Source organism: Stenotrophomonas sp. GL_101, assembly GCF_057835675.1.
This window is the reverse complement of sequence record NZ_CM174432.1, coordinates 310,547-334,680: the sequence shown is the minus strand read 5'-3', so window position 1 is coordinate 334,680 and position 24,134 is coordinate 310,547. Positions and strand designations below refer to the sequence as shown.

General features: G+C 67.8%; 24 protein-coding genes. 15 read left to right on the top strand and 9 right to left on the bottom strand.

Features of this window, described 5'->3' with window-relative positions:
• Positions 1-5: 5 nt before the first annotated feature.
• From AC3IR9_RS01495 to AC3IR9_RS01480, 4 genes are all read right to left on the bottom strand, one after another.
• Positions 6-131 (bottom strand): hypothetical protein, encoded by a 126-nt coding sequence (locus AC3IR9_RS01495; RefSeq protein ID WP_489295952.1) that lies wholly within the window; start codon positions 129-131, stop codon positions 6-8.
• Positions 128-1,750, bottom strand: coding sequence for a hypothetical protein (locus AC3IR9_RS01490; RefSeq protein WP_489293577.1), 1,623 nt, complete (start codon positions 1,748-1,750; stop codon positions 128-130). The genes AC3IR9_RS01495 and AC3IR9_RS01490 overlap by 4 nt, the downstream gene beginning before the upstream one ends.
• Positions 1,751-1,772: 22 nt before the next feature.
• Positions 1,773-4,028, bottom strand: coding sequence for a type VI secretion system Vgr family protein (locus tag AC3IR9_RS01485; protein WP_489293576.1), 2,256 nt, complete (start codon positions 4,026-4,028; stop codon positions 1,773-1,775).
• A 216-nt stretch (positions 4,029-4,244) separates the two neighbouring features.
• A complete protein-coding gene (locus AC3IR9_RS01480; protein ID WP_489293574.1) occupies positions 4,245-5,183 on the bottom strand; it encodes a histone in 939 nt (312 codons plus the stop codon).
• Between the two features lie 204 nt (positions 5,184-5,387).
• On the opposite strand from AC3IR9_RS01480, the gene AC3IR9_RS01475 reads away from it, so the two are divergent.
• From AC3IR9_RS01475 to AC3IR9_RS01430, 10 genes are all read left to right on the top strand, one after another.
• Positions 5,388-5,651 (top strand): hypothetical protein, encoded by a 264-nt coding sequence (locus AC3IR9_RS01475; protein ID WP_489293572.1) that lies wholly within the window; start codon positions 5,388-5,390, stop codon positions 5,649-5,651.
• Between the two features lie 230 nt (positions 5,652-5,881).
• Positions 5,882-7,309: a Do family serine endopeptidase gene (locus AC3IR9_RS01470; protein WP_489293571.1), complete on the top strand. Its 1,428-nt coding sequence runs from the start codon at positions 5,882-5,884 to the stop codon at positions 7,307-7,309.
• 113 nt (positions 7,310-7,422) lie between these two features.
• A complete protein-coding gene (locus AC3IR9_RS01465; protein ID WP_489293570.1) occupies positions 7,423-7,785 on the top strand; it encodes a hypothetical protein in 363 nt (120 codons plus the stop codon).
• A 6-nt stretch (positions 7,786-7,791) separates the two neighbouring features.
• Positions 7,792-8,292: a phage holin family protein gene (locus tag AC3IR9_RS01460; RefSeq protein WP_489293569.1), complete on the top strand. Its 501-nt coding sequence runs from the start codon at positions 7,792-7,794 to the stop codon at positions 8,290-8,292.
• The gene (locus AC3IR9_RS01455) at positions 8,289-8,738 is read left to right on the top strand and encodes a protein sip-5 (RefSeq protein WP_489293568.1); all 450 of its coding nucleotides are present in this window, start codon (positions 8,289-8,291) and stop codon (positions 8,736-8,738) included. The genes AC3IR9_RS01460 and AC3IR9_RS01455 overlap by 4 nt, the downstream gene beginning before the upstream one ends.
• A gap of 129 nt (positions 8,739-8,867) precedes the next feature.
• Positions 8,868-9,974 (top strand): AI-2E family transporter, encoded by a 1,107-nt coding sequence (locus tag AC3IR9_RS01450; protein WP_489293567.1) that lies wholly within the window; start codon positions 8,868-8,870, stop codon positions 9,972-9,974.
• Positions 9,975-10,021: 47 nt separating this feature from the next.
• Complete coding sequence (locus AC3IR9_RS01445) at positions 10,022-10,732, top strand: HAD family hydrolase (RefSeq protein ID WP_489293566.1); 711 nt, start codon at positions 10,022-10,024, stop codon at positions 10,730-10,732.
• Positions 10,733-10,763: 31 nt separating this feature from the next.
• Complete coding sequence (locus AC3IR9_RS01440) at positions 10,764-12,131, top strand: leucyl aminopeptidase family protein (protein WP_489293565.1); 1,368 nt, start codon at positions 10,764-10,766, stop codon at positions 12,129-12,131.
• Between the two features lie 229 nt (positions 12,132-12,360).
• On the top strand, positions 12,361-13,473 hold the full coding sequence (locus AC3IR9_RS01435; protein ID WP_489293564.1) for a catalase family peroxidase: 1,113 nt from the start codon (positions 12,361-12,363) through the stop codon (positions 13,471-13,473).
• On the top strand, positions 13,470-14,045 hold the full coding sequence (locus AC3IR9_RS01430; protein ID WP_489293562.1) for a cytochrome b: 576 nt from the start codon (positions 13,470-13,472) through the stop codon (positions 14,043-14,045). Before AC3IR9_RS01435 ends, AC3IR9_RS01430 begins: the two co-directional genes overlap by 4 nt.
• A 112-nt stretch (positions 14,046-14,157) precedes the next feature.
• On the opposite strand, the gene AC3IR9_RS01425 is transcribed toward AC3IR9_RS01430, so the two are convergent.
• The 5 genes from AC3IR9_RS01425 to AC3IR9_RS01405 are packed head-to-tail and all read right to left on the bottom strand — an operon-like array spanning position 14,158 to position 18,680.
• Positions 14,158-15,123: a hypothetical protein gene (locus AC3IR9_RS01425; RefSeq protein WP_489293560.1), complete on the bottom strand. Its 966-nt coding sequence runs from the start codon at positions 15,121-15,123 to the stop codon at positions 14,158-14,160.
• Between the two features lie 44 nt (positions 15,124-15,167).
• Positions 15,168-15,770 carry a response regulator gene (locus tag AC3IR9_RS01420; RefSeq protein ID WP_489293558.1) on the bottom strand — a complete coding sequence of 201 codons (603 nt, stop codon included), beginning with the start codon at positions 15,768-15,770 and terminating at the stop codon, positions 15,168-15,170.
• Complete coding sequence (locus AC3IR9_RS01415) at positions 15,767-16,996, bottom strand: sensor histidine kinase (protein WP_489293557.1); 1,230 nt, start codon at positions 16,994-16,996, stop codon at positions 15,767-15,769. The genes AC3IR9_RS01420 and AC3IR9_RS01415 overlap by 4 nt, the downstream gene beginning before the upstream one ends.
• A 20-nt stretch (positions 16,997-17,016) precedes the next feature.
• Complete coding sequence (locus tag AC3IR9_RS01410; protein WP_489293555.1) at positions 17,017-17,784, bottom strand: ABC transporter permease; 768 nt, start codon at positions 17,782-17,784, stop codon at positions 17,017-17,019.
• Entirely contained in the window at positions 17,781-18,680 is a 900-nt protein-coding gene (locus AC3IR9_RS01405; RefSeq protein ID WP_489293554.1) for an ABC transporter ATP-binding protein, read from the bottom strand. Before AC3IR9_RS01405 ends, AC3IR9_RS01410 begins: the two co-directional genes overlap by 4 nt.
• Before the next feature lie 206 nt (positions 18,681-18,886).
• Between AC3IR9_RS01405 and AC3IR9_RS01400 the strand changes: the two genes are divergently transcribed.
• The 5 genes from AC3IR9_RS01400 to AC3IR9_RS01380 all read left to right on the top strand — a co-directional run bounded on the left by AC3IR9_RS01400 (position 18,887) and on the right by AC3IR9_RS01380 (position 24,128).
• Positions 18,887-20,128, top strand: coding sequence for an efflux RND transporter periplasmic adaptor subunit (locus AC3IR9_RS01400; protein ID WP_489293553.1), 1,242 nt, complete (start codon positions 18,887-18,889; stop codon positions 20,126-20,128).
• A gap of 118 nt (positions 20,129-20,246) precedes the next feature.
• On the top strand, positions 20,247-20,936 hold the full coding sequence (locus tag AC3IR9_RS01395) for an ABC transporter ATP-binding protein (protein ID WP_489293552.1): 690 nt from the start codon (positions 20,247-20,249) through the stop codon (positions 20,934-20,936).
• 14 nt (positions 20,937-20,950) lie between these two features.
• Complete coding sequence (locus tag AC3IR9_RS01390) at positions 20,951-22,111, top strand: ABC transporter permease (RefSeq protein ID WP_489293551.1); 1,161 nt, start codon at positions 20,951-20,953, stop codon at positions 22,109-22,111.
• An 11-nt stretch (positions 22,112-22,122) separates the two neighbouring features.
• Positions 22,123-23,433, top strand: coding sequence for an ABC transporter permease (locus tag AC3IR9_RS01385; RefSeq protein WP_489293549.1), 1,311 nt, complete (start codon positions 22,123-22,125; stop codon positions 23,431-23,433).
• A gap of 335 nt (positions 23,434-23,768) precedes the next feature.
• On the top strand, positions 23,769-24,128 hold the full coding sequence (locus AC3IR9_RS01380; protein ID WP_489293548.1) for a hypothetical protein: 360 nt from the start codon (positions 23,769-23,771) through the stop codon (positions 24,126-24,128).
• The last annotated feature ends 6 nt before the right edge of the window (positions 24,129-24,134 follow it).

Here is a 24,134-nt window from a genome sequence, read left to right as displayed (position 1 = left end):
GTTGCTTACAGCGCGCGCAGCAGCGCGCGCAGGAAGGCCTTCACTTCGTCGCGGTATTCCACGCCGAGCCAGACCACGATGGCCATGCCCAGCAGCACGGCGACGGTCATTACCAGGATCCTGGAGTTCATGCGGCAACACCTCCGTTGGCGGCCGCAGGAACGGCAACATCGTAGCGTTCGGTTCCGGCCAGCAACGGCCCCGGATCGGGCAGCGGCTGCATCGCCGGGGGCTCGCTCCAGACCGGGATCTCATGGTCGAGCGGGTGTTCGATGGCGGGCAGGCCGTTCCAGTGCGGGTCGAGGAAGTCACGGCCCACCGCGACGATCTTGCGGAAGAATTCATCGCCGCCCTGGATCAGGCGCTCGCGCTCCTGCTGGGTGCGGTGGAAAGCCTGTTCCAGCGCGATGTTGAGCTGGGCCTCGATCACGTCCAGCTGGGTGCGGGTGGGGTGCGGACCGAGCCGGCTGGCGAGCTCTTCGGCCTGGGCGTGCAGCGCGGTGGTCTGTTCCAGGTAGGCCGGTGCGGTGAGCTGGATCTTCTCGGTGCGGCGCAGGTCCTGCAGCTGCAGCAGGTCCCACAGCGCCTGCGGCAGGGTGGTTGCCTTGCGATCCTGCGGGGTCAGCGGCCGGGCGATGCGGATCGCCTCCAGCAACTGGGTACGCGCGGCTTCGCGCTTGCCATCCTGCAGCAGGCAGTAGCCGGCCATGCGCTGGCCCTCCAGCTGGAACATCGGGTGCGGAATGCTGGCCGCCGACGTGGAGGCCTGCAGGTAGGTCTGCGCGGCGCGCTCGGGATTGTTGGCAGTGAGCCAGCAGCCGGCTTCGCCGAACCAGCTCTGCAGCACCAGTTCCGGCGCGGCCGGGTTGCCATGGCCGCGTGCGGTTTCGGCGGCGCTGCGGGCATGCCGGTAGGCGCCGATGGCCTGGCCATGGTCGCCGGCCTTGAGCCAGGCACCGGCCACCATCATCTGCACGACCGCATGCTGGTCGTGCCAGCCATGACGCCCGGCCAGGCCCAGCGCGCGCTCGGCCCGCGCGACGACCTGCTGCGGGCTGCCGCGCTCCAGCAGCAGCATCAGGTCGGCAAGCAGTTGCCGGTACAGCACTTCCGGGCCGGTACCGCCGGATTGGGCGGCGGTGTCGCGGGCGATGGCGAACATGTCCACCGGCGCCTCGATGCGTGCGGCCACGGCGGCGTGGCGCTCCAGCAGCGGCTGCCAGCGCGGGTCTTCGTCGGTATCCACCAACACCAGGCGCAGGCGATCGCCGGGGGCGGCAGCGAGCGCGGCCTCCACCCAGCGCTCGAATCCTTCGCCGGGCACGATGCGCTCGGGCTCCAGCACCACGGCCAGCAGCCGCAGGTGGTTGCCGTGGTGGGCGGCGAAGCTGTCCAGCACCTGCACCACGCCCTGGGCGCTGTCGGCGTGCTCGGCATGTGGGCCGCGCCAGCCCAGGGTGATGCCCTGCCCGCGCAGTTCGTCCTGGCTGCCCAGGTAACGTTCGAGCAGGGTCTGCTTGATCTCGCGGCTGAAACGGAAACCCAGTTCAAATGCCGTATCCACGCGCAGGAAATAATCGGGCGTGTCGCGGCCGGCATCGTGTCGCTGCATTTCAAAGAACGCCGCCAACAGCCGGCTTGCATTGGCCGGCAGGCGCCACACCAGCAGCCGCCGGGTGGGATCGGCGGCGGCGGCCAGCCAGGCGTCGCTGAGCTTCTGGATACCGCGCAGCATGGGGGTGTCGTGCATGGATGTCCCTCCGGTGGACCGGTCAGCAGTTGAGCTTGATCTCGCTGCCGTTGACCGACACGCCACCGCTGTTGATGACCACCTCCGAGCCACCGGCGGAGATCTTGATCTCGCCGTCGGTGATTTCGATGAAGGCCCCACCCACTGCGGCGGTGACCTTGCTGGCCGAGCCCAACGTCATGTTGCCGTTGGACAGCTGGCTGTGGGTGCCGGTGACTTCGTGGTCGAAGGTGCCGTCCACGCCCACCGTGCGCGCGCCGATGTTGCTGTCTTCCACCGCGCCCTGCACGCCGCGCTTGTCCAGCCCGGTGATGGTGGTCTCGCGGCCGGCCGAGTATTCCTGGGTCACCTTGCCGATGACCTGGCGCAGCGAGGTGGCGGTGACGGTTTCCTTCCAGGTGCCGGTGCGCTGGCTGCTGTAGTTGCCGGTCAGGGTGGTGCCGAAATCGCCGGTGATGGTTTCGGTGTAGCCGGCCGCGGCGATGGTCTTGGTCTGGCCGGACTGGTAGGCCTGCGTCACCGCGCCGGTGACGTTGGTGGTGCGGGTACCGGTAACGCCCAGGGTGTCGGTGCCGGTGACGTTGATGCCCCGGTTGGCGCCCACGCTGATGTCCTGGTTGGCGCCCACGCTCATGCTGTGGTTCACCGCCACCGCGGTGGACTTGTTGTTCTGGATGCTGGCGTTCTGGTCGTTGAGCACGGTGGTGACCATGTCGCGCTGGGCACGCATGTTGAGCAGCTCGCCCCCCGCGGTGTCGTGCATGGTCATCTCGTTCCAGCCGGCGCCCTTGACCGTCTTGGACTTCAGGCCGCTGACCTCCAGCCCGAACGGCGGCATGTTGTCTTCGTTGAACACCCGGCCGGTGATGATCGGCCGGTCCGGGTCGCCATCGAGGAAGTCCACCACCACTTCCTGGCCCACGCGCGGCGGCGAGACCCCGCCCATGTCCGCGCCGGCCCACGGGCTGGCACTGCGGATCCAGCAGGAGCTGTTTTCGGCGCCGTTGTCGCGGCGGTCTTCCTTGCGGTCCCAGTGGAACTGCACTTTTACCCGCCCATAGGCATCGGCGTGCAGTTCTTCGCCGGGCGGCCCGACCACGGTGGCGGTCTGCGGGCCGGGCATGCGCGGCCAGGGCGTCTGCCGCAGCGGGCGATAGGGAATCTTGCGGCGCAGCACTTCCGCTTCGATGGCGTAGCTGGGGGTCTCGGCGCTGGCAAAGTCGCTGGCGAAGTTGTTGCGCCCTTCGCGTTGCAGGCGCACCACGAAGAACTCGCGATCCTCGGCACCGCGGCCAATGAAGTCCGGCTGCTGCTCCAGGGTGAAGCAGCCACCGGCCTGCAGCCCGGCCGCGTTGCCGGCGCATTCGAACAGCTTGGTGGGCCAGGCGGCTTCTTCGTTGCGCACTGCCGCCAGCGCTTCGCCCACGCGGCTGTCGGCGAAACGGGCCGCGCCATCGTAGCGGTACTGGGTAAGCTCGGGCAGCACGCCGCGTGGGGCCTGGTTGCCGCGCACCACGCGCAGGGGCGTGCCGGGCTGTTTGAAATCGAAACTGCTCAGCGACTGTGCGCCCGCCCCCACCCGCCGCCGCGCACCCCAGCGATGCAGGCCGGTCTGCTGCTGCACGCCCTGGTCGGCGCGGAACAGCACCGGTGCCGGCTCGCCAAGCGCGACGCTCAGGGTGGAGTCGTCGCTGAGCAGCAGGCTGTGGCCGTCCTCGTCGTGGCGGAAGCTGTAATAGATGCCCGCGTCTTCGAGCAGGCGCGAGACGAAGGCGAAATCCGATTCGTTGTACTGCACGCAGTACGCCAGCCGCGGCAGCTTGCCGGCATCGAGGTCGTAGTCGAAGCGGGCCAGGTCGGGATAATCGGCAAACACCGTCTCCACGATCTTCAGCACGTTCATGTCCTGGAAGATCCTGCAGTTGCTGGTGTAGTCCAGGAAGGCGAACCACGGCGCTATCTCGGCGCGGTAGCTGGTGAACTGCGCTTCGCGGCCGGTACTGGCGAACTCGCGCACATAGCCGTGCACGCCATGGCCGCCGAATTCGTCGCCCAGCCGCAGCCGCAAGGGCTGGCCGACCAGTTGCTTGAGTTCCAGCCGGGGCTGGATGGACAGCAGTTCAACCTGGTAGGCGAACGGCTGGGACACCCGCTCGCTGCCGTCGAAGCGCTTGACCAGGAAGGTCTGCGGATCGAGGACGGTATCGACACGGATCAGGCGATGGTCCTGGTGCAGTCGGGTCAGTGCCGGACCGCTGGTGTGAGCTTCGGCAAACATCGGGCGTTCCTTCGTCCCATGACTTCGAGACCCCGACTGTGCCATTTCATTATGACCGGCGCCAACTTTCTGACGCCTGCAGGCCATTGTTGCGTAAACCGCTTCAGCTTTGTGCAAAGCGAAGCCGTGCCATTACCGCCGGCAGAACCGGCGCAGCGGCCGGTACATGCCACCTGTCACGGCGCCCACCCGGGGGCGGGCGCCGCGTTCAACGGCTTACTTGCGAGCGCGCTTGGCCGGGGCCTTGCGGGCCACGGTCTTGGCAGCGCTGCTGCGCTTGACCGGTGCAGCCTTGCGGGCTACGGCCTTCTTGGCGGTCGCGGTCTTCTTGGCGACGGCCTTCTTGGCAACAGCAACCTTCTTGCCAACGGTCTTGCGAGCGACGGCGGTCTTCTTGCCGACAACCTTCTTGGCAGCGGCGGTCTTCTTGGCCACGGCCTTCTTGGCGGTCGCCGACTTCTTGGCAACGGCCTTCTTGGCGACGGCGACCTTCTTGCCCACAACCTTCTTGGCAGCGGCGGTCTTCTTGCCGACCACCTTCTTGGCGGTCGCCGACTTCTTGGCAACGGCCTTCTTGGCGACGGCAACCTTCTTGCCCACAACCTTCTTGGCAGCGGCGGTCTTCTTGCCGACCACCTTCTTGGCGGTCGCCGACTTCTTGGCAACGGCCTTCTTGGCGACGGCGACCTTCTTGCCCACAACCTTCTTGGCAGCGGCGGTCTTCTTGGTCACGGCCTTCTTGGCGGTGGCGACCTTCTTGCCGGCAACCTTCTTGGCGGCCTTGGTGGTCTTGGTCAGGGCCTTCTCGGCGGCCGCCTTCTTCTTGGCGACCTGCTTCTTCAGCGCAGCGGCCTCGGCCTTGGCGTTGCTCTTGGCAGCTTCCAGCTTCTTCTTGGCGCTGGCCAGGGTCTTGCCGACCGACTTGGCGGCCTTGTCAGCCTTCTTGGCGACGGTCTTCTCGGCCTTCTTGACGGCCTTCTTGACCTTGGCAACCTGGGTGGTGGCAGCCTTGCGTGCGCGCTTGACGGTCTTCTTTACCGACGCCACGGCATCTTCGGCGGTGGTGGCGATGGTCTCGCCCACTTTGCCAGCCACTTCCTTCACTTCGTCCACGCCCTGCGACAGGGTCGCGGTCACACCATTACCGTTGCTCATGATTGCCTCCTAAGGGCCTGGTCAGTTAATTCGCTGGCGATGCTATACCGGCGCGGTCCATCGTGGAACGGTCTTGTCGCAGCCCATGCGCCGCCTGTGTGCTTGGCCGGACGACGGCCTGCCCCCGGCACGCACCGGCCATCTGCAGGAAACCCCTTTAAAACAGCGTCGGTGCATCGCCAAGAACGGGCGTGGGTTGCGGTCATGGTGCGTGTCCCACCGATCGGCGAGGACATGCAATTGACCGTCGCACTCGATCTGTTCGTTGCCCATTACCTGCACAACTGCGCCGCCGTTGAAAGCGACACCGCCGCGTCCATGCGCCAGATCGACCTGCTCGAACGGCACCGCCTGGCGATCGACGGGGTTGCAACGCGGGCCGTATCGCACCTCCATCGGCGGCGCGCGCATCGTCGCCAGGCGATGCACCTGCGACGGTGTTGGGCGCGTGTCGGCGGGGTGACGTAGACCGGTCATCGGAGCGCGTTGTCCTGGATCAACAGCGTTACCATCGGGTTGAACCGGCGCGGATGGGACGGTCCAGGGCCGCCGGGGCCGCGGCGGTGGCGGGGAGGCCGACGGAGGGCCGCGATGGGTTTCATTCCCGGTTTAGCCGGGAACCGACACACTCATTCAGCTTGCTTTACCGTATACGTGCTTTTGCCCCCACCCGCTCTTCGTTACGGAACCGACGGACCATGCGACCGCTCCCGACCCTGCTCACGCTCGCCCTTGCCGCTGCCTTCGGTGGCTTCAGCGCCACTGCCATCAATGCGCACCTGGACAACCGTGCAGAAGCGGCACCGGCCACGCTGTCGATCCCGGCCACCGCCGCGCTGCCGGCATCGGTGGCCGGCCAGGCGGTGCCCTCGCTGGCACCGATGCTGGAACGGGTGATGCCCGCGGTGGTCAGCGTCAACACCAAGCAGGTGGTGCGGGTGCGCAACCCGTACTTCAACGACCCGTTCTTCCGCCGCCTGTTCCCCGAAGTTCCGCAGGAGCGCATCAATGAATCGCTCGGCTCGGGGGTGATCATCGATGCCAACGCGGGCCTGGTGCTGACCAACCACCACGTCATCGACAACGCCGATGACGTGCAGGTGACCCTGGCCGACGGGCGCTCGGTCAAGGCCGAGTTCCTCGGCTCGGACCGCGATACCGACATCGCGCTGATCCGCATCCCCGCCGACAAGCTCACCGCGCTGCCGCTGGGCAACAGCGAGCAGCTGCGCGTGGGCGACTTCGTGGTGGCCATCGGCAATCCGTTCGGCTTCAGCCAGACGGTCACCTCCGGGATCGTCTCGGCGGTGGGCCGCAGCGGCATCCGCGGGCTGGGCTACCAGAACTTCATCCAGACCGATGCATCGATCAACCCGGGCAACTCCGGTGGCGCGCTGGTCAACCTGCAGGGCCAGCTGGTCGGCATCAACACCGCCAGCTTCAACCCGCAGGGCAGCATGGCCGGCAACATCGGCCTGGGCTTGGCCATTCCCTCCAACCTGGCGCGCGACGTGGTCGACCAGCTGGTCAAGCACGGTGTCGTGGTGCGCGGCACGCTGGGCGTGGAAGCCCAGAACCTGACCCCGCAGATCGCGCAGGCGCTGGGCCTGAGCGAGGTGCGTGGCGCCGTGGTGACGCGGGTGCTGGCCGGGTCCGGCGCGGCCGCGGCCGGCGTGCGGCCGGGCGATGTGGTGGTGGCCGCCAACGGCCAGCGGGTGGACAGCGCGCAGGCGCTGCACAACGTGGAAGGCCTGCAGCCGGTGGGCAGCACGCTCGCCCTGGACATCCGTCGCGATGGCAAGGCGCAGCATCTCAAGGCAACCCTGAAAGAACAGCCGCGTGCGGTCAGTGGCGAATCGCTGGATCCGCGCCTGATCGGCGCCACCTTCGTGGACCTGCCCGAATCGCTGCGCCAGGCTGGCATCAGCGGCGTGCAGGTCAGTGAGGTCAAACGCGGCAGCCGCGCGGCGACGTTGGGACTGGCCGCCGGCGATGTGATCACCGAAACCAGCGCCGGCGAATTCACCGACCTGGCCAGCTGGCGCGCCAACTTCCAACAGCGCCCGCCGCAGCTGGTGCTGCGCATCGTGCGTGGCAATACACCCGGCGTACTGGTGATGCGCTGAACGAGTCAGGGGGCCGTAACGCCCCTTACACCCTGCCGATGCTATTACCTTGTGTTCGTTACCGTCGGTCTGCTGGCGGTCACCTTCCCCATCGCACATAACGGAGAGTCACGATGAGCCCCACCAATACCGAAAACCTGAAGGATCACCTGGGTGAAGCCGGTTCGCACCTGAAGTCCGCGGCCAGCGCTGCCGGCGGTGCGATCAAGGGCGCCACCGGCGCTGCCAGCGACGAACTGCGCATCGGCAAGGCCAACGTCAAGGCCGAACTGTCCGATACCGCGCTGTCCGGCCTGGCCGCCGCCGAGTTTGGCGGTGCCGCCGCCAAGGAACAGGTTGATGCACTGATGGACAAGGGCAAGGACATGATCGACAGCGCCGCCGAACTCATCCGCGAGCGTCCGCTGGCATCGTTCGGCGTGGCCTTTGCCGCCGGCTGGATCATCGCCAAGCTTGCCCGCAGCGGCGACAAGTAAGTCGGCGTGAGCGATCAAACCCAGTCGACCGCCAACGGAGGCGCGGCATCGCCGCCACCGCAGGACGGTGAACAGGCACCGCGCCTGGACGAGAGCATCCGCCAGGTAGGTCAAGCCGGGCGTGCCACCGTGGATTCAGCCAAGCACACGCTGCGTTCGGTGCGGCGGCTGGCCTCGGCCGAGTTTGCGCTGGCGCGCAGTGCCTTCGGGCGTGCGCTGGCGTGGAGCGGGGTGGCGATCGTGTTCGGGGCGTCGGCCTGGCTGTTGCTGGCCGGCACCCTGATCGCGTTGATGCAGCGCTTTGGCATGTCCTGGTTCCATGCGTTGCTGATCACCTCGATCCTCAGCCTGGCCGTTACCGGCTATGCGATCTGGCGGGTGTCGTACTTCTTCCGCCACACCGGCATGCATGCCACGCGCCGCCAGTTGTCGCGGTTGGGCCTGTTTGACGAGCCCACCGAAGAAGACCCCGATGCGCATGTGGGCAAGGCGGAGGGCACGCCATGAACTTCGAGGCACTGCGTCGCCGGGTCAAACGCGCCGAGCAGGTGGTGTCGATCCGGGTCGATGAAACCCAGGGCAACTGGCTCACCCTGAGCCAGGTCTGGCGTACCGGCTGGACGCCGCTGCGGATCATCACCGTCGGCCTGGCCGGCGGCTTCCTGGCCGGCAAGCTGGAACCGGGCAATGCGCGGTTCCATGCGGCCCGCTGGCTGCAGATGATCGGCTCGGTATCCAACCTGGTGGCCAGCGCGCAAGCCGCCGTGGCATCGCTGCAGGCCGGCGAGGCGGCAGAGACCGCCGAGCAGGCCGCCGACAAGGTCGATGACGCCGCCGACGCGGTGCAGGCCGCGCCAGCACCGGCGGCACGCGCCGCCAGCACACGCGTCGAACCGCCGGCAGCGCATCAGCCGCAGCCGGCCGAAGCGGCCACGGACATGTCCGAACGCTGAGCCGGGCCCGGTCCTGCCTGGGCCCTGCCGCGTGCCGTGGCGGGGCCTTGGCTTTTCAGCGACGCCTGCAACACGCCACCACCACCGTGACTGCCCAATAATGGCGTTCCTTTCCTGCCTGGCGCCCGCATGAGCGTTCCTGCCACTCCCGCCGACCAGGCGCCTGCCGACCAGGCCATCGCTGCACCACTGCCGCCCCGCCCACGTGCGCCGATGTCGCTGGTGGTGCTGGCCACGCTTGCCGTCGGCTTCACGCTCTGGGCGGCACAGGAAGTGATCCTGCCGGTGCTGCTGGCCATGTTCTTCGCGCTGGTGGGCAACCCGATCCTGAGGCTGCTCGGCAAGCTGTGGATCCCCCGCTTCCTCGGCGCGGTGCTGGTGATCGGGGTCGGCCTGAGCGGCACCGCGGCGCTGGGCGTGCAACTGGTGGGCCCGGCAATGGAATGGGCGCAGGAAGCCCCGCAGCAGTTGCGCAAGGTGGCGCGCCAGGTGCAGAACCTGACCAAGCCGGTGCAGCAGGCCAACCAGGCCGCAGAGAACTTCGCACGCGTGGCCGGCGGTGAAGGCAGCCGCCGCGTGCAGATCGTGCGCACCCAGCTGGACGACCCGTACAAGGTACTGACCCGCGCGCCACGGCTGGCCGCCTCGGTGCTGGCGGTGGTGCTGCTGACCCTGTTCTTCATGATCTACGGGCAGGCGCTGCAGAAGCATGCCATCGCCCTGTTCCCGAGCCGCCAGAAGCAACGCTTCACCACCGACATCCTGCGTTCGATCGAACGCGAGGTGTCGCGCTATGTCCTTACCATCACCGTGATCAACACCCTGGTCGGGCTGGTGTTCTCGGGCATCCTGCTGCTGTTGGGCATCAGCGTGCAGGAAGCGCTGCTGTGGGGCACGGTGGCCGCGTTGCTGAATTTCGCGCCGTACGTGGGCCCGCTGATCGGGGTGGCACTGATGCTGCTGATGGGCTTTGTGGAATTCAGCGATCCGCTCCAGGCATTGCTACCGGCGGCCTGCTACCTGGCCCTGCATACGGTGGAGGGCCAGGTGATCACCCCGATCGTGCTGGGCCGGCGGATGGCGATCTCGCCGCTGATCCTGATCCTGGCGCTGATGCTGTTCGGCTGGCTTTGGGGCATGGTCGGGCTGCTGCTGGCGGTGCCGTTGCTGGTCTGCATCAAGCTGGTGCTGGCGCGGCTGGAGGGCACCCAGGGCTGGGCGCGGCTGCTTGAATGAACCGATGCGGCCACCCCCGGCAAGGACCGCAGGAGTAGAATGACCTGGTGAATTTCCCAGTCCTCGCCATCACCCTCGACCTCGACGACACCTTGTGGCCGTTCGCCCCCATCGGCGCCCGCATCGACCAGGTGTTGTACGAGTGGATGTTGCAGCACAGCCCCGCCACCGCCGCGATGTACCCGGTACAGGCGATGCGCGAGCTGCGCGAACGCTCCTTCCACGACAACCCGCACCTGCACTACGACCTCAGCGCGCTGCGCCGGTTGACGTTGAGCGAGGCGCTGGAAAAAAGCGGTGCCGACCTGGCCCTGCTTGAACCGGCCTACGAGGCGTTCTACGCCGCGCGCAACCAGGTGGAATGCTATCCCGATGCGATCGACGCGCTGGCACGCATCGCCGCGCGCGTGCCGGTGGCCGCGCTCAGCAACGGCAACGCCGACCTGCAGCGGATCGGCCTGGACCATCACTTCGTCTTCCAGCTCGGGTCGCGTGAACATGGCGCGGCCAAGCCGGCGCCCAGCATCTTCCACGCCGCCTGCGAACGACTGGGCGTGGCACCCACGCACGTGCTGCACGTCGGCGACCACGCCGACATGGACGTGGTCGGGGCGATGCAGGCGGGCCTGCGCGGCTGCTGGATCAACCGCGTCGAGCACACCTGGACCCATCCTTCGCTGCAGCCCGACCTGCAGTTCGACACCCTGACCGGCCTGGCCGACTGGCTCGATGCCAACGCATTGGTCGCGCACGCGTAAGCAGCCGGCCACCCAAGGAGCACGACCCCGCATGACCCCGATGACCGGCTTTACCACCGACACCGCCAAGGCCCTGCCGCTGCACGTGATGGAGCGCGAACAGTTTGCCGCCTGGCGCGCGCAGCAGAGCGAAGCCCTGGTGGCATGGCTGGATGCGCAGCGCTTCAACGGCAGCGGTGGCAGCGTCGTGCTGCTGCCCGGTGAGCACGGCCTGGCCGGTGCGATTGTCGGCATTGGCGATCCCGGCGATGCGTACGCCTACGCGCATGCCCCGTTCGCCCTGCCCGAAGGCAGCGTGTGGCAGCTGGCCGACGCCCTGCCGGTGGAAATCCAGACCCTGCTGCACATCGGCTGGGGCCTGGGCAGCTACCGCTTCGCGCGCTACCGCAAGCCCAACCGCGCCCCGGCGCAGTTGGCGGCCACCCCGTCGGCGGAAGTGCGCGACGTGGTCGCCGCCAGCCTGCGCGTGCGCGACTGGGTCAACACGCCCACCGAAGACATGGGCCCGCAGCAGCTCGAAGACGCCGCACGCGAACTGGCCAGCGCACACGGTGCGCAGATCGAGGTGATCACCGGCGATGCGCTGCTCGAACAGAATTTCCCGGCCATCCACGCGGTGGGCCGCGCCTCGCACCGCGCCCCGCGGCTGATCGTTCTGCGTTGGGGCACGCAAGGCCAGCCGCACGTGGCGCTGGTCGGCAAGGGCGTGTGCTTCGATACCGGCGGGCTGGACATCAAGCCGGCCGACGGCATGCGCAACATGAAAAAGGACATGGGCGGTGCAGCGCACGCGCTGGCCCTGGCCGGGCTGGTCATGGCCCAGCAGCTGCCGGTGCAGCTGACCCTGCTGATTCCGGCGGTGGAAAACGCGATCGGCCCCGATGCCTTCCGCCCTGGTGAGGTGATCGCCACCCGCAAGGGCCTGAGCATCGAGATCGACAATACCGACGCCGAAGGCCGCGTGGTGCTGTGCGATGCGCTCACCTACGCCAGCGAACACCACCCCGAGCTGGTGCTCGACTTCGCCACCCTGACCGGCGCGGCACGCGTGGCGCTGGGCCCGGACCTGCCGGCACTGTTCAGCAACAACGACACCCTCGCCCAGCAGTGGCTGCAGGCCGGCGAGCGCACCCGCGACCCGGTGTGGCGCATGCCGCTGTGGCGCCCGTACCTGCGCTACCTGCACAGCAACATCGCCGACCTGGCCAATGCCGGCTCGCGCATGGCCGGTGCGGTCACCGCGGCGCTGTACCTGGAGCGTTTCATCGCCGAAGGCCAGCTCTGGGCGCACCTGGACGTGTACGCCTGGAACGACGGCGAGCGCCCCGGCCGCCCGGCCGGTGGCGAAGCGCTGGCGCTGCGCTCGGCGTGGGACATGCTGAAGACGCGTTACGCCTGAGATCGGCCTGCCGGGTAGAACCCGGCACTACGCGGCTGTCCGAACATCGTAGAGCGGGGCTCTGCCCCACTGCCCGGTCTGATTGCCGTTGTAGAGCGGGGCTCTGCCCCGCTGCCCGGTCTGCTTGCCGTTCAACAGTTGTCGAAAATGTGAATATCCGGCCCCGCCCGGTTCTGCGAGGATGGTCCTGTCGCCCACCCACACGCATCGTGAAGGCAGGAAACCAAGCATGTCCCTCTTCGGCTATACCCGCGCCGGCCAAGACCCGGGTGCCCCGCGCGCCCCCTCACCACTGCTGTGGCTGGGCCTGATCGCCGTCATCGCCGGCGTGCTGGTGCTGGCCTTCGCCTGGCTGGCCGGCTGGATCGGCCGCGATCGCGCCACCGCGCAGGCCTTTACCGACAGCATCGAAGCGACCGGCCCGGCGCACCCGGGGTTCCGTCGTGCGCACAGCAAGGGCGTTTGCGTCAGCGGTACGTTCCGGGGCACGCCAGAGGGCGCCGCGCTGAGTTCGGCGCGCGTGTTCGCCCAGCCACAGGTGCCGGTGCTGGGCCGGTTGTCGATCGGTGGCGGCAACCCACACGGGGCCGATGCCAACGCACGCGTGCGCAGCATGGCGCTGCAGCTGGTCAGCGATGACGGCCAGGAATGGCGCACGGCAATGAACAGTTTCCCGTTCTTCGCGGTGCCCACTGCAGCGGCGTTCCTGGAACAGACCCGCGCCGGCATTCCCGATCCCGCCACCGGCAAGCCGGACCCGGCGAAGATGGCGGCGGTGCAGGCCAAGTACCCCAGCGCGCGCGCTTTCGGGCAATGGGCCAAGACCGCGCCATGGTCCAACAGCTGGGCCAACACCGACTACAACGGGGTCAACAGCTTCCGCTTCACCGCCGCCGATGGCAGTCACCACGATGTGCGCTGGAGCATGCGCCCGCAGGCCGCGTTCGTGGAAATGAGCGCCGAGCAGCGCGCACAGGCCGGGCTGGATTATCTGGCCGACGAGTTCGCCCAACGGCTGGCGCAGGGCCCGGTACGCTGGGACATGTGGGTGACCCTGGCCGAGGCCGGCGACCCGATCGATGATCCGTCGCAGGTGTGGCCGCCGCAGCGCCGCCAGGTCAAGGTCGGTACGCTCAGCCTGACCGCGCAGCAGTCGCAGGCCACCGGTGCCTGCCGCGACCTCAACTACGATCCGTTGATCCTGCCCAGCGGCATCGCCGGCTCGAACGATCCAATCCTGGCTGCGCGTTCGGCGGTGTACTCGCAGTCGTTCAACCGCCGCGAGCGCGAAATCGCCAGCGGCAAGGGCGCGGCCGCCACGGCCGGGGAAGGTGCGAAATGAACCGCGATACCGGCCACTTCAATCTCACCGCACGCGTACTGCACTGGCTGATGGCCGCGCTGATCCTGACCATGCTGTTCGTCGGCGTGGGAATGGTGGCCGCGCTGGAATGGCGGCCGATGCTGATCAACCTGCACCGCCCGCTCGGTATCGCGATCCTGCTGCTGGTGCTGGTGCGGCTGTACAACCGGCTGCGCCACCGGCCACCGCCACTGCCGGCCGACCTGCCCGCGTGGCAGGCCCTGGCCGCGCACGCCTCGCACTGGGTGCTGTATGGACTGATGCTGGCGATGCCGCTGGTGGGCTGGGCAATGCTGTCGGCCGGCGGCTATCCGATCGTGATGTGGTCGGGCCTGAACCTGCCGCCGATCGTGCCCCACGATCCATCGCTGTACGCCGCGCTGCGCAATGCGCACAGCCTGCTGGCGTATGTGCTGTTCGCCACGGTGGTGGTGCATCTGTCGGCCGCGCTGTTCCACCTGTGGGTGCGCCGCGATGGCGTATTCCAGGCGATGGCAAAAGGGCCCGGGACCGACGACTCCCACGCCACGGATATCGACCCGCGCCGATAACTAACGTTTCCCATCGGTAGCTACCGCTTCCCACCGGTAGCTACCGACCGTTGGTCGGTAGAGCGCCACCGCTATCCGATCGCACACATCCGCACCCACCCACGGTGGATGCCTACCGGGTTGCGCGAAGGCCGTCCACCAGCGCGCGATACCGCGCTGCATGCTGCGCGCATCTGGCCTGCACGGTCTCCAGCTTGCCGGTGGCGTTGCGCTCTCCCTTGCCCAACAGCATGACCTCGGCGGCAACGCGCTCGTAGCGCCTGCCGTTGTCGCCCACGAACACGCCGCTGTAGGTGAGAAACTCGTCCAGCGGCATCGACGCACGGTGGTCCATCGGGTCGATGCGGCGGTCCTCGCCACCGAAGGGAATGCAGGCCGGGCGTACGGCCCCCTGCACCTGCGGCAGGTTCGCTTCGATCCACGCGAATTCTTCCAGCGGCAGGCCGTTCATGACCACGTCGAGCGTGCGCAGGTGCGCCAGCCCGGTCAGCGCGCCCAGCACCGGGGATACGGTGGGCGCGCGGAACCAGGTGAGCTTCAGATGTTCCAGCGCGGTCAGGGTGGCCAGGAAGCCGAAGTCGTCCACCGGCTGGTTCCAGTCCAGCGTGCCGACGATGGACAGCTCGCGCAGCGCCACCGCGCCGCCCAGGCCGGAAAAATCATGCACGCGGCGCAGGTTTTCCAGGTGCAGCGCCTGGAGTGCGGGCAAGCCGCCGAGCGGTGACAGGTCGTCCACCCCCGAAACGTACTCCAGCACCAGCTCGCGCAGGTGGGTCATGCCCGCCAGCATCGCCAGCGATTTCGGCCGCGCATGGCTGATGCGCAGCGCGGTCAGGCCGCTGAACCGGTCCAACGCGGCCAGCTGCGCAGCGGTGGGTTCGTGCAGGGTGAGTTCGCGCAGCTGGGCAAGTTCCCCCGCACACTGCCAATGCAGGTCTTTGCCGGTCAACGTGAGCCGGGTGGCATCGGCAGGTGCGTCGGCCACGTCGGCGTAGTGGCACGCCCAGCGCTCGGCGTTGGGGGTGATCGTCCACAGGCCGTTGCCGCGGTCCAGCAGATCTCCGAAATGATGCTTCATGCACTGCCCGTCGTCCTTGATGAGCGGCAAGGATACCCGAGCGCTTACAACCAGCCCTTCTGTCGCGCCAACCGGTACGCCTCGATGCGATTGGCCACGCCGAGCTTGCCGATGCATTCGGACAGGTAATTGCGCACGGTGCCATGCGACAGGCCCAGCTGGGTGGCGATCTCGCCGGCCGAGCGGCCGTCGCCGGACAGGCGCAGCACCTGGCGTTCGCGGTCGTTGAGCGGGTCGGCCTGCGACCACGCATCCAGCGCCAGCTGCGGGTCGATCGCGCGGCCACCGTGCTGCACCTGGCGCAAGGCGTCGGCCAGCTTTTCCGCCGGCGCATCCTTGAGCAGGTAACCGCACACGCCGGCGTCCAGCGCGCGGCGCAGGAAGCCCGAGCGGGCGAAGGTGGTGACGATCACCACCTTGATCGGCAGGCCCTGGCGAGCGATCCGCTGTGCCAGTTCCAGCCCGGACAGGCCGGGCATTTCAATGTCGGTGACCAGGATGTCCGGCTTCAGCTGCAGCAGCAGGCGCCACGCGCTTTCACCATCGGCAGCACTGCCCAGCACCTGGATGTCCGGCTCCAGCCCGAGCAATGCCGACAACGCGCCGCGCACCATCGCCTGATCTTCGGCCAATACAATCCGGATCATGGCAGGTCTCCGGTGGGCAGCGAAGACGCCACGACGGGCAGTGCCGGCACTGCCGTGGTCGCCGCCGGCAACGTCACCCGTACCTCGACGCAGGTGCCCTCGCCCTTCACCGATTGCAACGACAAGTGGCCACACAGCGCCGCCACCCGCTCGCGCATGCCGCTCAGGCCGTTGCCATCGGCGTGCACGCCGCCGCGGCCATCGTCGCGGACCTGCATGAGCAAGGTCCGCCCTTGTGTTTCAAAGGTGATCCACGCCTGGTTCGCCTGCGCGTGCCGTGCGATGTTGGTGGCGGCCTCGCGCAGCACCAACGACAGCGCCCGTTCGATATCGGCCGGCATCGGCGGCGGCGGGGCGTAATGCAGGTGCACGTGCTGGCATTCCAGCAGCAGCCGCGCCGAGGCCAGCTCGGCGGCCAGGTCGCTGGCGCGGATGCCGGTGACCGCACTGCGCACTTCGGCCAGCGCCTGGCGGGCGATCGTTTCGGCTTCGCTCACTTCGCGGCGCGAGGCCTGCGGATCGCGGTCGGCCAGCTTGCGCGACAACTCCAGCTTCAAGGTGATCAACGACAGCGTGTGCCCCAGCAGGTCGTGCAGGTCCCGGCCGATGCGCTCGCGCTCGGCGGTGGCCGCCAGGCGGCGGATCTCTTCCTGCGACAACAGCAAGGCGGCATCCTTCTCCTGGCTGGCCGTTTCAAAATTGACCACCAGCGAGATGATCAGCGCCATGCAGGGGATCCAGACCAGCGCCTGCCACGGGTATCCCGCCAACACGCCCACGCAGACAAACAGCGTGTTGAGCGCCAGCAGCTGCAGCAGGAAGCGCGCGTAGCTGCCGCGCCGGCTGACCCGCATCATCACGCAGCCGAAGATGAAGTAGCTGATCGCCGACGGGTACCACGCCATCGGGATCAGGCCGAGCGCTACCATCGACAGCGCATAGCGCGGGGCATGGCGGCGCGGTGCCAGCAACGCGCCGAGGTACAGCAGCAGGAACAGCGGATAGGTCAGTGCCGTCAGCGCTGCCCAGCGCCAGCTGTAGCCACCGCCGAACAGCGGGGTCAGGAACACCCAGAGCGTCCACAGCAGGTGGATGGCATCCACCCACATCGACCTGCCACGGCGCAGGTTGTCGGCCACGGCCGAATCCGGCGCGGGACGCAGGAAGGTAGCGATCCAGCTGGACGACACGGGCGGTTCCAAGGCGGGGCGGTCAGGCGCGATCATGCCATCTTCGTCCGCGCCACTCACCCGACCCGACGCAGGCGACGGTGCGCCAGGCCAAGTGCCACGCCGGTCACTGCCAGCAGCACCGCAACGTGCACCCACGCACTGCCCTGCGCTGGCTGGCCCACCGCCGGCAGTGCGAGCTGGGCCAGGTGCCAGGTGGGCCACAACGGCGCCAGCGTGGAAAACACCTTGGGCAACATCGACAAGGGCATCCACAGCCCCGACAGCAGGGCCAGCGGCAGGTACACCAGGTTGACCACCGCCGGCGCGGCATTGGCGCCGACATGGCTGCCGATCCACAGACCGATGGCGCCCAGCGGCACTGCCGCGAACGCCGCCACCGCCAGCAGCTGCAGCATCGCCGCGGCCGGTACCGTGACCCCCGCCAGCGTGGCCACGCCGATCAGCAGCACCGCCACCCCCACCGCGAACAGCACGACCATCAACAACCGCGCCAGCAGTGGCGCCATCGGCGGCACCGGCAAGGCGCGCTTGAGGGTCAGCAGCCCGCCTTCGCGATCCAGTGCCAGCTGCACGCCGAAGCCGAACAGCGCCGGCGCCATCGCGCCGAACACGCAGTAGGTGGCCAACATGTACTGCGCTGCGTGGCCGCGGCCCAGCAACAGGCCGAACAACGAATAGAACAGCACCGGGAACAACAACGAAGGCAGCACGAAGGCCGGCGTGCGCCAGGCCCGGCGCAGTTCGCACAGCGCTTCGGCACGGTAAATGCGCCAGGCCGATGCGCGGCGGGTGGCAACGCGGGGCGGGGTCAGGGTGTTCATGCGGCTTCCCGGGTGAGTTCGACGAAGGCGTCGGCCAGGCCGCCGCCATGCACTTCCAGTTCCTGCAACGAGGGATCTTCAGCCAGCAACCGCGCCACCACCGGCTCGGCCGGTTCGGCCAGCAGGTGCAGGCGCAGGCCCTCGCGCCGTACCTCGCGCACGCCCGGCCAGGCCTTCAGCCGGTCCACATCCAGCGCACTACGGCAGCGGATCCGGCGCGGTGCCAGCTGCTGGCGGAACTGCGCCAGCGGCCCGTCGGCAAGCACCCGGCCCTGTTCGATCACCACCACGCGCTGGGCCAGTGCTTCGGCCTCTTCCAGGTAGTGGGTGGTCAGCAGCACCCCGCAACCCTCGCCGGCCAGCTGCCGGATCGCCTGCCACAGGCCCTGGCGGGCCTGGATGTCCAGGCCGGTGGTGGGCTCATCGAGGAACAGCAGGCGTGGCCGCCCGCAGACGGCGATGGCGAACTGCACGCGGCGCTGCTGGCCACCGGACAGGCGGCCATAGCGGCGCGTCGCCAGCTCGGTGAGGCCCGCCAGCGCCAGGCAGTCGTCCAGCGGCCGCGGGTGGTCGTAGCAGGCGCGGGCCAGGTCGATCAGTTCGCCTACCTGCAGCATCGGCGGCAATGCGGTGCTCTGCAACATCACGCCGATGCCGCGGCGGCTGTCGCGCTGCTGCGGGTCGCCGCCGAGCAGTTCAGCCTGGCCGCCGTCGACCCGACGCAGGCCGAGCAGTACCGCGATGGCGGTGCTCTTGCCGGCGCCATTGCGACCGAGCAGGGCGAGGATCTCGCCGTTGTGCAGGTCGAGGCTCACGCCCTGCAGTGCGGCAACCGCACCGTAATGGACCTGGGCGCCGTGCAGGCGGGCCAGCGGAACAACGGCAGGGTCGGACATCGGCGGGTTCTCCGGAGGTGACGGTGCCAGCATCCGCCCCCGCCGGGCGCCCACCCAGTGGCCGTCGTCAGTGCAAGCGGGTGACAGCTGTCACTGCCGCTACGCCGGGCCGGCGGGCATGCTGGGCACCACCGGGCAGCCCCGACGGTTTGCCCCGCGACCGCCGTTGCGGTCACACTCGGCCCGATTCCCCGTCCAGAGTCACGATGAACGCATCCGCTGAACTGCTCAAGGAACTCCGCATCGACCGCAAGGCGGCCGCCCCGCCGCCGTCCTCGCCCCGTCGCGGGTTGTGGATCGCGCTGGCAATCATCGCGCTGCTACTGGTCGCCGGCATCGCCTGGTTCGTGTTCGGCCGGCAACGCCCCATCGAGGTCAGCACCGCGCCGGTGGTGGCGATCCAGCAAGGCACTGCCAGCAGCTCGGTGCTCGACGCCAGCGGCTACGTGGTGGCCCGGCGCATGGCCACGGTCTCGGCCAAGATCACCGGCAAGGTCCGTGAGGTGATGATCGAAGAAGGCATGCGCGTCGAAGCGGGCCAGATCATGGCCACGCTCGACCCGATCGATGCCAACGCGCAACGCAGTCTCTCGGCCTCGCAGGTGGAGGCCGCGCGCAGCCAGTTGTCCGGGCTGCAGGCGCAGGTGGCGCAGGCCAACGCCGAAGCGGCGCGCCTGCAGACCCTGGTCGGCCAGCAGCTGGTGTCGCGCTCGCAGTACGACCTGGCCACCGCCCAGCGCGACAACCTGCGGGCGCAGCTGCGCACCGCCGAACGCAATATCAAGGTCGCCAACGACGCACTGGCCATCGCCGACCTTGGCGTGGACAACAACACCGTGCGCGCACCGTTCTCCGGCGTGGTCACCGCCAAGGCCGCGCAGCCCGGCGAGATCGTCTCGCCGCTGTCGGCCGGCGGCGGTTTCACCCGCACCGGCATCGGCACCATCGTGGACATGGAATCGCTGGAAATCGAGGTGGAAGTCGGTGAGGCCTTCATCGGCCGCGTGGAGCCGAAGATGCCGGTCGAAGCCACCCTCAATGCCTACCCCGACTGGAAGATTCCGGCCGAGGTGATCGCCATCATCCCCACCGCCGATCGCGGCAAGGCCACGGTCAAGGTGCGGGTGGCGCTGAAGGTGAAAGACCCGCGGATCGTGCCGGAAATGGGCGTGCGGGTCAGCTTCCTGGAGGCCGCGCAGCCCGCCCGGGCCACCGCGCCCAAGGGCGTGCGTGCGCCGGCGGCGGCGATTGTCGAACGTGAGCAGAAAACGGTGGCCTTCGTGGTCAAGGACGACCAGCGCGTGGAACTGCGCCCGGTCACCGCCGGGGCCATGCTCAACACTGATCGCCAGGTCAGCCAGGGGCTGAGTGCCGGCGAGGTGGTGGTGATCGACCCGCCGGCCGACCTGCACGACGGCGCCAGGGTCGTGGAAAAGCAACAGCAGTAACCCGTTGCGCCTGCATGTGCGCAACGACGTAGTGTGTTGACCGAACCTTGCATGCATGCAGGCGCTGGCGCCGCGTGACGTGCTTCTGATCGTCGTCCGCCCTTCCGGAGAACCGCCCATGTCGACCCTGGTTTCGCTCCGCAACATCACCAAGACCTACCAACGCGGCCCCGAGAAGGTGCAGGTGCTGCATGGCATCGACCTGGACATCCAGCGCGGCGACTTCGTCGCCCTGATGGGTCCGTCTGGCTCGGGCAAGACCACCCTGCTCAACCTGATCGGCGGGCTGGATACGCCCAGCGGCGGCGAGATCGAGATCGAAGGCGAGCGCATCGACCGCATGAGCGGCGGCCAGCTTTCCACCTGGCGCAGCCACCATGTCGGCTTCGTGTTCCAGTTCTACAACCTGATGCCGATGCTGACCGCGCAGAAGAACGTCGAGCTGCCGCTGCTGTTGACCCACCTCGGCGCGGCCCAGCGCAAGCGCAATGCCGAGATCGCTCTGACCCTGGTGGGCCTGGCCGACCGCCGCAGCCACCGTCCCAATGAACTGTCCGGCGGCCAGCAGCAGCGCGTGGCGATCGCCCGGGCGATCGTCTCCGACCCGACCTTCCTGATCTGCGACGAACCCACCGGCGACCTGGACCGCCAGTCCGCCGAGGAGATCCTGGGCCTGCTGCAGCAGCTCAACCGCGAACACGGCAAGACCATCATCATGGTCACCCACGATCCCAAGGCCGCCGAGTACGCCACCCATACCGTGCACCTGGACAAGGGCGAACTGGCCGACGCGCCAGCGGCCCACTGACGGAGGATGCCGCGATGAAATACTTCTCGCTGATCTGGGCCCAGCTGTTCCGCAGCAAGACGCGCACGCTGCTGACCCTGCTCTCGGTGGTGGCTGCGTTCCTGCTGTTTGGCATGCTCGACTCGGTGCGCGTGGCCTTCAACTCCGGCGGTGACACCATCGAAGGCGCCAAGCGGCTGGTGGTGTCCTCCAAGCTGTCGATCACCCAGAGCCTGCCGCTGCGCCTGCTGCGCGATATCGAAGCGGTACCTGGCGTGCGCAAGGTGAACTACGCGATGTGGTTCGGTGGCATCTACCAGGACCAGAAGAACTTCTTCCCCAGTTTCTCGGTGTCCGACAACTACATGGACCTGTACCCGGAGTTCGAACTGCCGCCGGCCCAGGCCGAGGCGTTCAAGAACACCCGTACCGGCGCCCTCGTCGGGGAGACGCTGGCCAAGCGCTTCGGCTGGAAGCTGGGCGACACCATCCCGATGCAGGCCACCATCTTCCCGCGCAAGGGCAGCAATGACTGGCCGCTGGAACTGGTCGGCATCTACCGGGCCCGCGACCGCAACAATGCCGCGGCCGAGAACCAGTTGCTGCTGCACTGGAGCTACTTCGACGAGTCCAACGACTACATCAAGAACCAAGTCAGCTTCTACACCGTGCAGCTGGACAACCCGGCGCACGCCTCGCGGGTGGCCCAGGCCATCGATGCGCTGTCGCTCAATTCGGACCGCGAGACCAAGTCGCAGACCGAGGCGGCGTTCTCGCAGGCCTTCGCCAAGCAGTTCGCCGACATCGGGATGATCGTCACCGGGATCATGGGTGCGGTGTTCTTCACCCTGGTGCTGTTGACCGGCAACACCATGGCCCAGGCCGTGCGCGAGCGCATCCCCGAGCTGGCCATCCTGAAGACACTGGGCTTCAAGGACGGCACGGTGCTGGTGCTGGTGATGATCGAGTCGGTGCTGCTGATCGTGCTCGGCGGGCTGATCGGCATGGGCCTGGCGGCTATCCTGATGCCGGTGATCAGCGCCAACAGCCAGGGCATGATCAGTCTGCCCGGCGTACCCGCACAGACCTGGGGCATGGCACTGGGGCTGATGGCGGTGATTGGAATCGTGGTGGGGCTGCTGCCGGCATTGCGCGCGCAGCGGTTGAAAATCGTCGATGCACTGGCCGGACGCTGAGGAGGCCCACCATGAACAGGCAATGGATATGGAATGCGTTGACGGTGCTGCTGCTGGTGGTGGCGCTGGTGGTCTGGATCGTACTGCCGTGGTGGATGGTGCTGGCCATCGTGGTGGTGGTGGCAGGCTGGCTGCTGCTCACCCGCAGCGGCCGGCTGTCGCTGGCAGCGGCGCGGATCGGCATTGCCAGCCTGCCGCAGCGTTGGGGCGCCTCGTCGGTGATCGTGGTCGGCATTGCCGGCGTGGTCGGCGTGCTGGTGGCGATGCTGGCGATGGGCGATGGCTTCAAGGCCACCCTGGACCGCAGTGGCAGCGATGACGTGGCGATCGTGCTGCGCGGCGGTTCGCAGGCCGAAACCAACTCGGTGATCATGCGCGACCAGGTACCGCTGATCGAGAGCCTGCCCGGCCTGGCGCGGGGCAACGACGGCAAGCCGCTGGTCTCGGCCGAACTGTCGCAGGTGGTCAGTCTGCCTTCGCGCAGCGACCACTCCGATGTCAACGTGCAGTTCCGCGGGGTGGGCGAGAAGGGCTGGGCGGTGCGCGAGAAAATCCGGATCGTCGAAGGCCGGAAGTTCACGCCGGGCCTGCGTGAGATCGTGGTCGGCAAGGGGGCCCAGGCGCAGTTCGCCGGGCTGGAGGTGGGCAAGACCCTGCAGCTGGGCAAGCAGGAGTGGAAGGTAGTGGGCGTGTTCGCCTCCGATGACGTGCACGAATCGGAGCTGTGGGCCGATACCCAGACCCTGTCCACCACCTACAACCGCAGCGCCTACCAGTCGGTCAACGTGCGCACCGACGGCGTGGCCGGTTTCAAGCAGTTCAAGGACGCGATGGAGAACGACCCACGGCTGAAGCTGGACGTGGAAACCAGCCGTGCTTACTACCGCAAGCAGTCCGGCGGGCTGAGCAAGGTGATCAGTGTGTTGGGCACGGTGATCGGCGCGATCATGGCCGTCGGGGCGGTGTTCGGTGCGCTCAATACGATGTACGCGGCGGTGGCTACGCGCGCGCGCGAGATCGCCACCATGCGGGCGATCGGCTTCCGTGGGCTGCCGGTGGTGACTGCGGTGATGCTGGAAACGATGCTGCTGGCGCTGCTCGGCGGTCTGCTGGGAGGGCTGTTGGCCTGGCTGGTGTTCAACAATTACACCGTCTCCACGCTGGGCAGTAATTTCAGCCAGGTGGTGTTCCAGTTCCAGGTTTCCCCGCAGTTGCTGTGGACCGGCCTGAAGTGGGCACTGGGGATCGGGCTGGTCGGGGGCCTGTTCCCGGCCCTGCGTGCAGCACGGTTGCCGATCACCGCCGCGTTGCGCGAGACCTGAGCATTTCGACAGGTGGGTGATGACGGCACGCGCGTTTGCGTGTACGTCGCCATCTACAAACCGCATCCGCAAGGGTGCGGTTTTTTTTTGGGTGTTCTCCCATATGGGGGGATTGGTTCAACCATAGGGCAACAGCAGCGAGCGGGGTCTTCGTTTGGCTGTGGCACTAGCGTCCGGGGCCCGTTGGCGGCCGGCAGGCCCTTGTGCAAATGTCCCCCGGCCGACGCCTGCGGCGACGGCCTCCTCCTTTATTTTGCCAAGGACCTGCCGGCCGCCAACGGGCTCGGCTTGCGGAACACAACTGCGCACTCCGATGTTTGCCGCAGGCCATCTTGGTGTCCGACATCGATCACCGCTGCAGAGGTAGGTCACCACCGTTGGTGGTGACGCTGATCGCCGCAGGTCTTGCCACGTGCATGAACACAGACCTGCGCCGCCTCGCCGACATGCTCAAGTTGCGTCGGCCACCGCCGTTATGGGTGCCGCTGCGCGCACGCGATGTCGTTGCCAATGCTGCCGCGCGCACAGTGCAGAAAGATTGTTCGCCAAGTCGCGAATTTGTCAGCGAGCGTTCATTTTTAGCGGTTTTTACGCTTTCAGATGAAAGTAAAAAAGTTGAAAAGTCATTAGACTCCCGCCCCCCGCGTCGTGTTGGTTGTACCCCACACCGCCCGCAAGGGCGCTTGTTTTCCTGAAAAGAG